At 73.5% G+C, this 8336-nt stretch carries 7 protein-coding genes and 1 rRNA gene; 5 read left to right on the forward strand and 3 right to left on the reverse strand.

The window, feature by feature from the left end; translation table 11 throughout:
- Positions 1 to 76: 76 nt before the first annotated feature.
- Positions 77 to 733, reverse strand: a complete 657-nt coding sequence (locus tag KLI87_RS33745) for an HAD hydrolase-like protein (RefSeq protein WP_308166406.1) — start codon at positions 731 to 733, stop codon at positions 77 to 79.
- A 337-nt stretch (positions 734 to 1070) separates the two neighbouring features.
- Between KLI87_RS33745 and KLI87_RS33750 the strand changes: the two genes are divergently transcribed.
- Entirely contained in the window at positions 1071 to 1646 is a 576-nt protein-coding gene (locus KLI87_RS33750) for a hypothetical protein (RefSeq protein ID WP_214620264.1), read from the forward strand.
- A 72-nt stretch (positions 1647 to 1718) separates the two neighbouring features.
- On the opposite strand, the gene KLI87_RS33755 is transcribed toward KLI87_RS33750, so the two are convergent.
- Positions 1719 to 2207 (reverse strand): GNAT family N-acetyltransferase, encoded by a 489-nt coding sequence (locus tag KLI87_RS33755; RefSeq protein ID WP_156219902.1) that lies wholly within the window; start codon positions 2205 to 2207, stop codon positions 1719 to 1721.
- Between the two features lie 167 nt (positions 2208 to 2374).
- Between KLI87_RS33755 and KLI87_RS33760 the strand changes: the two genes are divergently transcribed.
- The 4 genes from KLI87_RS33760 (at position 2375) to KLI87_RS33775 (ending at position 7924) form a co-directional block, all read left to right on the forward strand.
- On the forward strand, positions 2375 to 2992 hold the full coding sequence (locus tag KLI87_RS33760; protein WP_156219901.1) for a TetR/AcrR family transcriptional regulator: 618 nt from the start codon (positions 2375 to 2377) through the stop codon (positions 2990 to 2992).
- Positions 2993 to 3139: 147 nt separating this feature from the next.
- Positions 3140 to 5530: a helicase-associated domain-containing protein gene (locus KLI87_RS33765; RefSeq protein ID WP_214620265.1), complete on the forward strand. Its 2391-nt coding sequence runs from the start codon at positions 3140 to 3142 to the stop codon at positions 5528 to 5530.
- A 148-nt stretch (positions 5531 to 5678) separates the two neighbouring features.
- Positions 5679 to 6122, forward strand: a complete 444-nt coding sequence (locus KLI87_RS33770; protein WP_156219899.1) for a DUF4190 domain-containing protein — start codon at positions 5679 to 5681, stop codon at positions 6120 to 6122.
- A 149-nt stretch (positions 6123 to 6271) separates the two neighbouring features.
- Complete coding sequence (locus KLI87_RS33775) at positions 6272 to 7924, forward strand: DNA repair helicase XPB (RefSeq protein ID WP_214620266.1); 1653 nt, start codon at positions 6272 to 6274, stop codon at positions 7922 to 7924.
- A gap of 67 nt (positions 7925 to 7991) precedes the next feature.
- On the opposite strand, the gene rrf is transcribed toward KLI87_RS33775, so the two are convergent.
- Positions 7992 to 8108 (reverse strand): 5S ribosomal RNA (gene rrf, locus KLI87_RS33780).
- Positions 8109 to 8336: the final 228 nt, after the last annotated feature.

The raw sequence follows: 8336 nt of genomic DNA on the forward strand, positions 1-8336 counted from the left end.
TCTGGTAATCGTCATGAATTGGCCCCAAGATTAGTGCCTCGCCACGACCCGGTGAACACGAATATCCGCCGGTGGATCAGCCGAGCCGGAAGCCGTCCAGCCAGCCGGGGAAGGGGCGCAGGTCCGGCAGGACGACGTCGGCCCCGTAGGCGCTCAGGGCGGCGGAGTCGAACGAGCCGGTCGCGACCGCGACCGACACCGCCGACGCCGCCCGCGCGGCGTCCACGTCACCCGTGTGGTCGCCGATGTAGGCGCGGGCGCCGTGCTCGCGGAGCGCGACCCCCTTGTCGGCGCCGAACAGGCCGCCGACCACGGCGTCCACCTCCAGCCCGAGGTAGCGGACGGTCCGCTCGGTGTCGGCCTGGTTCTTCCCGGACACCACGACGATCCGCCCGCCGCGCGCCCGGACCGCCTCCAGCGCCGCGACCGCGCCCGGCATGACCACGGTCGCCGGAACGGCCACATCGGCGTACATCGCCCGGTACCGTGCCGCCATCGCCGGGACGTCGCCGGGCGGGAACCAGTACGCGAGCTCCACCTCCAGCGGCGGCCCGATCCGCCGGACGACCTGCGCGGTGTCGATGGCGACGCCGGTCTCGGCGGCGAGCGCCGCGTACACCGCGCTGATCCCCGCGCGGGTGTCGGCCAGCGTCAGGTCGAGGTCGAAGCCGACGGCGGGCACGCCGCCGGTCGGCACGGACGGGCGGATTCGCGAAGAGGACAGTTCCGGCACGCCACACAGGGTAAAGGTCGGTCATGATGGAAAAGCCGCGCACCCGCGCCGAAGGCGCCGGGGCGGGCCGGAGGGGCCCGAACGCGAGGACCCGCGCCCTCCCGGTAGTGGCGATGCGACGGGATCCGAGTAGGAGAGCGCGGGGACCTTCTCACGCAGGCGCCGCCGTTTTTCCCGCCGACCGGAACTGGCCTGCCCGATCGGCGAGGACGGCCACCCGTATGGCCGATATACCCGACCTCCCCCGCACAAACCGCCTGACCAGGGAAAACAGAGGGCTGGAACACCCCACCGGAGACCCAAGGGCGGCCCGACCGGCCCCGTCCAGGAGAGCCCCATGACCGAACCCCGACCCGCCCCCGAACCGGCGCCCGCCACCGATCCGGTGCCCGGCCCCGAACCGGCGCCCGAACCGGGCACGGCGCCCGCCGCGCGGGCGACCTCCCTCGGCCCCCGGCCGCCGCTCGGCCGCCCCTCGCCCGCCGAGACCGCGCCGTCCGCCGAGCGCGAGCCGCCGGCCGGACGCGAACCCTCCGCCGGGCGCGAGCCGCCGGCCGGGCGCGAACCCTCGGCCAAGCGCGAGCCGTCCGCGCGGCGCGCGCGGTTCAGGATCCGGGGGGCCGCCGTCCGGCGGCGCGCCGTGGACCTGGTCGCGGCCGCCGTCTCGCTCGCCACGACGGTCGTCGTGGCGATCCTCGCCGCCCACATCGTGTTCACGGCGTTCGAGGCCAACCCCGGCAACGAGATCGTCCGCTGGGCCGGGGCCCGCGCGCACGGCCTGGCCTGGGAGTTCAAGGACGTCTTCCAGCCCTCGAACGCCAAGGCGGAGATCGCGGTCAACTACGGGCTCGCCGGCCTGGTCTACCTGCTCGCCGGCCGGGCCGCCGTCGGCGCCCTCCGCCGCCTCCGCTGACCCGCCACCGGGAGCACCGAAACGGACACCCCCTACCGGAAGGTCAGGAAACCCTCACCTGGCCGCCGCCGGTCAGTCGCCTTCGCGTCCCGGGAAACGGACGGTCTCGAAGGGCCATGCCGTCGTGACCCATTCGCGGACGAACACGTCGAGCTCCTTCTCCAGCGCGGAGTTCTCCTCGTCGGCGCGGACCCAGAACACGACGACCGCGTCGGCGTCGGGGGTGTCGGAGGGGGCGACGTGGATCCGGCCGAGCTGGCGCTCCCCGTCCGGTGTGATCACGACATAGCTGAAGGACCGCCTGAGCTGGCCTTCCTTCTGCAGCCAGGCGACGTCGATGAGCGCCTGCTCGAAGGTGAACTCATCGCCGGGCCAGCCCCACTCGGGGCCGAACCGCCCGGCCAGCCGTCCGAGGCTGCCGATCACCGCGCCGTAGTCCTTGACCACGTCCGACACCGTGATCGGGCGGATCTGGAAGCGTGCCCCGGCGACGAGCGTGGGGACCACGAACTCCTCGGGGAGGAAGACCCCGGGGCCCGCCTTCCGTGGAGAAACGAACATCCGTCGACCCTTCCGGCGACGCCCCTTCGGCTACGGGGCGCAGAGCACAGAACTCTAGTCGCCCCAGGCCCGGAGCGAGACAGATCACCGATTCGGGCGCGCCGGGCGGCGGGCAGGGACTCGCAGGTCGGCGATGCCTTACTGTTCTCGCGGAGGAATTCATCACCATGACGACGTCTACCCGCGAGCGGATCGTGGTCGAGTCGCTGCGGCTGTTCGCCGACCGGGGCTACGCGGCCACCTCGGTCGCCGAGATCGAGGCCGCCGCGGGGCTCTCCCCGGGCGCGGGCGGCCTCTACCGGCACTTCCGGTCCAAGGAGGAGGTGCTCACCGCCGCCGTCCGCGAGCACATCGAGCGGACGCGGCGGCAGGTCGGCGACGCGCTCGCGCACGCGACCGCCTTCGCCGACCGACCGCTGGAGACCCGGCTGCGGATGACGTGCCAGGCCGGGCTGGCGAAGATGCGCGAGGAGCAGGACCTGATCCGGGTGCTGTTCCGCGACCTCGACCAGTTCCCGAACCTCGTCGCGGAGATGCGCGAGGGCATCGTCAACCCGCTCTACGACGGCATCGCGGCCTGGCTGTCCGCCCAGCCGGAACTTCTCGGCGCCGACGAGGACTGGCCCGCGGTCGCGGCCGTCCTCGGCGGCGCGGTCGTCAACTACTGGCTGGCGACCGAGTCGATGTACGAGCCGCCGGCGCGCGTCGACGAGCAGCGGTTCGTGCGGAGCTGGGCGCGGCTGGGGCTCGGGCTGGTGACCGCGGCGCGCACGCCCGCGTCCTGACCCCCGCCCGGCGATTCCCCGACCGGCGGACGGACGCGCGTAACACCCAGCACGTTCGTACTCCTACGCTGATGGGGCCCGGTGTCGGATGCGCGGTGACGCGCGGCGCACGGCACGGGCCGCACGGCACCTAAGGTTGGGGAACGCATGGAGACCTACGCGGACTGGCTGCGCGCGCGAGGGGACGACGACCTTCGCGCGCTGCTGTCCGCGCGCCCGGAACTCCTCGCGCCCGTCCCCGCCGACCTGACCGCGCTCGCCGCCCGCGCCGCCACGCCCGCCGCGATCTCCCGGGCGCTCGACCGGCTCGACCGCTTCAACCTCGCGCTGCTGGAGGCGCTGCTCGTCCTGCCGCCGCCCGTGGAGCCGGACGCGCTCGCCGCCGCGCTGGAGGCCACCTCCGGCGAGGTCGAGGCGGCGCTCGGCACGCTCCGCCGGTTCGGGCTGGTGTGGGGCGAGGACCGCCCGGCCACCGCCCCGGGCCTCCGGCAGGGCCTGCCGCATCCGGCGGGGCTCGGGCCGCCCGTCCAGGAGGTCTTCGCGGGCTATTCGGCCGAGCGGCTCGGCGCGCTGGTCACCGACCTGGAGGGCGAGGCGCCGCGCGGCTTCGCCGACTCCGGCCGGCTGCTGCGCCGCCTCGCCGAACTGCTGGACGACCCCGGCCCCCTGATCGAGGACGCCGGCCCGGACGCCCGCGCCGCCCTCGAACAGCTCATGTGGGGGCCGCCCGTCGGACGCGTCGCCGACGCGCGCCGTCCCGTCCGGATCGGCACCGCCACCACCCCGATCGAGGCGCTGCTCGCGCGCGGCCTGCTCGCCGCCGAGGACGACCGCACGGTCACCCTCCCCCGCGAGATCGCCCTCCACCTGCGCGGCGGACGCCTCTTCCAGGACGTGTCCGCCACCCCGCCGCCGCTGACCTCGGGCGCGGGCGGAGCGCAGCCCGCGCCGCGCCGCGAGGACATGGTGGTGCGGGCCGCCGCGGGGGAGGCGTTCAACGCCGTCCGGCTCACCGAGGAGCTGCTGGAGCGGTGGGGGCTCGACCCGCCGCCCGTGCTGCGCAGCGGCGGCCTCGCCGTCCGCGACCTGCGCGCCGCCGCGACGCTGCTGGACGTCCCGGAGTGGAAGGCCGCGCTGCTCGCCGAGGTCGCCTACGCGGCGGGCCTGCTCACCCGCAGCGGCGACCTGGACGGCGAGTGGCTGCCGACCCCCGCCTACGACCTGTGGCTGATGCGCGACACCCCCGGCCGCTGGACCGAGCTGGCGCGCGGCTGGCTGAAGTCCGACCGCGCCGCCGGGCTCGCCGGGGAGCGCGACGACCGCGACCGGCTGATCAACGCGCTGAGCGAGGCGATGGTGCGCGGCAGCGCCCCCGCCGTCCGCCGGACGACCCTGGAGGTGCTCGCCGGAGCGGACCCGGGCGTGGCCGTCGACGCCGACACGCTGCGCGCCCGGGTGGCGTGGCTGCGCCCCCGCCGGGGCGGCCCCGCCAGGGACCGGCTGCTCGGCTGGACGCTGCGCGAGGCCGCCGTGCTCGGCCTCACCGGGTTCGGCGAGCTGGCCCCCTTCGCCCGCGACCTGCTCGCCGGCGACGACCCCGAACCCGTCCTGGAGAAGTACCTCCCCGCGCCCATCGACAAGATCGTCATCCAGGCCGACCTGACCGCGATCGCGCCCGGCCCGCTGGTCACCGAGCTGTCGCGGGAGCTGGCGCTCGCCGCCGACGTGGAGTCCACCGGCGGCGCGACCGTCTACCGGTTCACGCCCGAGTCGCTCCGGCGGGCGCTGGACGCGGGCCGCACCGCCGCCGACGTCACCGACCTGCTCGCCCGGCACTCCGCGACGCCGCTGCCGCAGCCGCTCACCTACCTGATCGACGACGTCGCCCGCCGCCACGGGCACCTACGCGTGGGGACCCTCGCGTCCTACGTCAGGACCGACTCCTCCGCCACACTCGACGAGATCCTCGCCGACCGCCGCTCCGACCCGCTGCGCCTGCACCGGCTCGCGCCCACCGTCCTCGCGTCGAGCCTGCACCGCGCCGACCTGCTCGACGGCTTCCGCGCGATGGGCCTCGCGCCGGTCGCCGAGTCCCCCGGCGGCGGCGTGATCGTGACCCGGCCGGACGCGCAGCGCTCCGAGCCGCCGCCCACCGCCGAGATCGTCCGGGTCCGTCCGGGCGAGACCGCGGACGACACGATGATCTCCGCGGCCGTGCGGGCGCTGCGCGCGGGCGACGAGGCGTCCCGGCACGGCGCCGAACAGGCCAGGCTCCGCGCGGACACGCCCGCCGGCGACCCGCCGCGCTCCCCCGCGATCGCGACCATCGAGCGGCTCCGCGCCGCCGTCGAACGCGGCGGCCGCGTCTGGATCGGCTACCTCGACCAGCAGGGCCAGGCGTCCAGCCGCATCGTGGAACCCGTCCGCGTCGAGGGCGGGTTCCTCACCGGCTTCGACGCCACCCGCGCCGCCGTGCACCGGTTCGCGCTGCACCGCATCACCGGCGTCTCCGAACTGGACGACGACCCCGCCGCCTGACGCCCCGGACATGCGGGGCACGGCCGACTTCGGCCGGATGGAACCGGCGAAGCACCCGGAGTGTCAAACGGGGTGACGTACCGGACCGGTAACGTGCCACCCTCGACTCGGCATCGGCCGACGATCGCGGAATGAGGGGAGGCCGCCTGTGAGCGGCTACGGAGGGAATCCGCCGCCTGGCTGGGAGGACCCCTACGGCGGGACTGCCGGCTGGGACGCCGGCGGATACGGGGCGTCCGGCAACCCCTACGGCCAGCCCCCGCCCGGATACGGCTACGGTTACGGACAGCCCGGCTACGGACCACCCGGCGTCCCCCACGCGCCGAGCAGCAGCGGCTCCACCATCGCGGCGCTGATCTGCAACATCATCGGGGTCGTGACCTGCTGCAACGTCCTCGCGATCCCCGGCGTCGTCCTCGCCGCGGTCGCGATGGGGCGCGTCCAGACCGACCCCGAGTCGGCCCGCAGACTGACGATGTGGAGCTGGATCCTGTTCGCCGCGTCCATCGTCCTGGGGATCATCGGTGTGATCCTCTACATCCTCCTCATCGCCAGCGCCGAACCCGACTACGGCTCCACCACCGGCGTCTGACACCCGGCCGAACACGCAGGTCGGGCGGGGCGCCCGGGAAGATTCGCCGGGCGGCGGCGGTTGACGAAGAGGCCGCCGCGCCGGCACGCCTCGGGTAGCGTGCAGCGGCGGGTATCCACCACCGATCCCTGACGGGGGGCTGCTTCCACGTGTCCGACGGTCCGCTCATCGTCCAGTCCGACAAAACCCTCCTGCTTGAGGTCGACCACGAGCAGGCCGACGCGTGCCGCAAGGAGATCGCGCCGTTCGCCGAACTCGAACGGGCGCCCGAACACGTCCACACCTACCGCGTGACGCCGCTCGCCCTCTGGAACGCCCGAGCCGCCGGACACGACGCCGAACAGGTCGTCGACACCCTGCTGCGCTTCTCCCGCTACCCCGTCCCGCACGCCCTCCTCGTGGACGTCGCCGACACCATGGCCCGGTACGGGCGGCTGCGGCTGGAGAAGCACCCGACGTCCGGGCTCGTGCTGTCCTCCTCCGACCGCGCCGTCCTGGAGGAGGTGCTGCGCGCCAAGAAGATCAAGGGCATGATCGGCGACCGGATCGGGGCGGACGCCGTCGCCGTCCACCCGAGCGAGCGCGGCGCCCTCAAGCAGGCCCTGCTCAAGCTCGGCTGGCCCGCCGAGGACCTCGCCGGATACGTCGACGGCGAGGCCCACCCGATCTCCCTCGCCGAGGACGGCTGGGAGCTGCGCTCCTACCAGCGCGACGCCGCCGACGCGTTCTGGCACGGCGGCTCCGGCGTCGTCGTCCTGCCCTGCGGCGCCGGCAAGACCATCGTCGGCGCCACCGCCATGGCCCGCGCCCAGGCCACCACGCTGATCCTCGTCACCAACACCGTCTCCGCCCACCAGTGGAAGCAGGAGCTCCTCCGCCGCACCTCCCTCACCGAGGACGAGATCGGCGAGTACACCGGCACGAAGAAGGAGATCCGCCCGGTCACGATCGCCACCTACCAGATCATGACCACGCGCCGGAAGGGCGCCTACGCCCACCTGGAACTCTTCGACGCCCGCGACTGGGGCCTGGTCGTCTACGACGAGGTCCACCTCCTGCCCGCCCCCATCTTCCGGATGACCGCCGACCTCCAGGCCCGCCGCCGCCTCGGCCTCACCGCCACCCTCGTCCGCGAGGACGGGCGCGAGGGCGACGTCTTCTCCCTCATCGGCCCCAAGCGCTACGACGCGCCCTGGAAGGACATGGAGACGCAGGGCTGGATCGCGCCGGCCGACTGCGTCGAGGTCCGCGTCACCCTCACCGACTCCGAGCGCCTCGCCTACGCGACCGCCGAGCCCGAGGAGCGCTACCGCTTCTGCGCGACCACCGACACCAAGACCAAGCTCGTCCAGGCCCTCGTCGACCGGCACCGCGGCGAGCAGACCCTCGTCATCGGCCAGTACATCGACCAGCTCGACGAACTCGGCGCGCTGCTGGACGCCCCCGTCATCAAGGGCGAGACCCGCGTCCGCGAACGCGAACGGCTCTTCGACGCCTTCCGCTCCGGCGAGCTCAGCGTCCTGGTGGTCTCGAAGGTCGCGAACTTCTCCATCGACCTTCCCGAGGCGACGGTCGCCGTCCAGGTGTCGGGGGCCTACGGCTCCCGCCAGGAGGAGGCCCAGCGCCTCGGACGGCTGCTGCGGCCCAAGGCGTCCGGCCAGGGAGCGCGGTTCTACGCCGTCGTGGCCCGCGACACCCTGGACCAGGACTACGCCGCCCACCGGCAGCGCTTCCTCGCCGAACAGGGCTACGCGTACCGGATCGTGGACGCGAACACCGTGCTGTCGGGCGACGAGATCTGAGCCCCACGCGAATACCGCAGAAATGAGAAAGGGCCCCGCCATAAGGCGGGGCCCTTCCCTACAATGAGTCCGGCGGCGTCCTACTCTCCCACACAGTCCCCCATGCAGTACCATCGGCGCTGAGAGGCTTAACTTCCGGGTTCGGGATGGGACCGGGTGTTTCCCTCTCGCCAAAACCACCGAACGTTCACACGCACAACCCCCAAACCTCCAGGGGCAGGCAAACCCAAACGTTCGAGACCAGGCTCGAAATTCACTTGTAAAGACCAACAGGTTCCCGTTTGCTTTCCGGGAACCACACAGGGACGCGAACACCACACAGCGACATGCCTTGAACGTATTGTGTGGTCAAGCCACTCGGCCTATTAGTACCGGTCGACTCCACACGTTACCGCGCTTCCATCTCCGACCT

The sequence above is a fragment of the Actinomadura sp. NEAU-AAG7 genome (genome assembly GCF_018603865.1).
GTDB lineage: Bacteria > Actinomycetota > Actinomycetes > Streptosporangiales > Streptosporangiaceae > Spirillospora > Spirillospora litoris.

What these genes read in the sequence shown, in the direction of transcription:
- KLI87_RS33750 (WP_214620264.1), top strand. Translation starts at nt 1,071, where the DNA reads ATGACCGAACCCCGACCCGCCCCCGAACCGGCGCCCGCCACCGATCCG.
- KLI87_RS33755 (WP_156219902.1), bottom strand. Translation starts at nt 2,207, where the DNA reads ATGTTCGTTTCTCCACGGAAGGCGGGCCCCGGGGTCTTCCTCCCCGAG.
- KLI87_RS33760 (WP_156219901.1), top strand. Translation starts at nt 2,375, where the DNA reads ATGACGACGTCTACCCGCGAGCGGATCGTGGTCGAGTCGCTGCGGCTG.
- KLI87_RS33765 (WP_214620265.1), top strand. Translation starts at nt 3,140, where the DNA reads ATGGAGACCTACGCGGACTGGCTGCGCGCGCGAGGGGACGACGACCTT.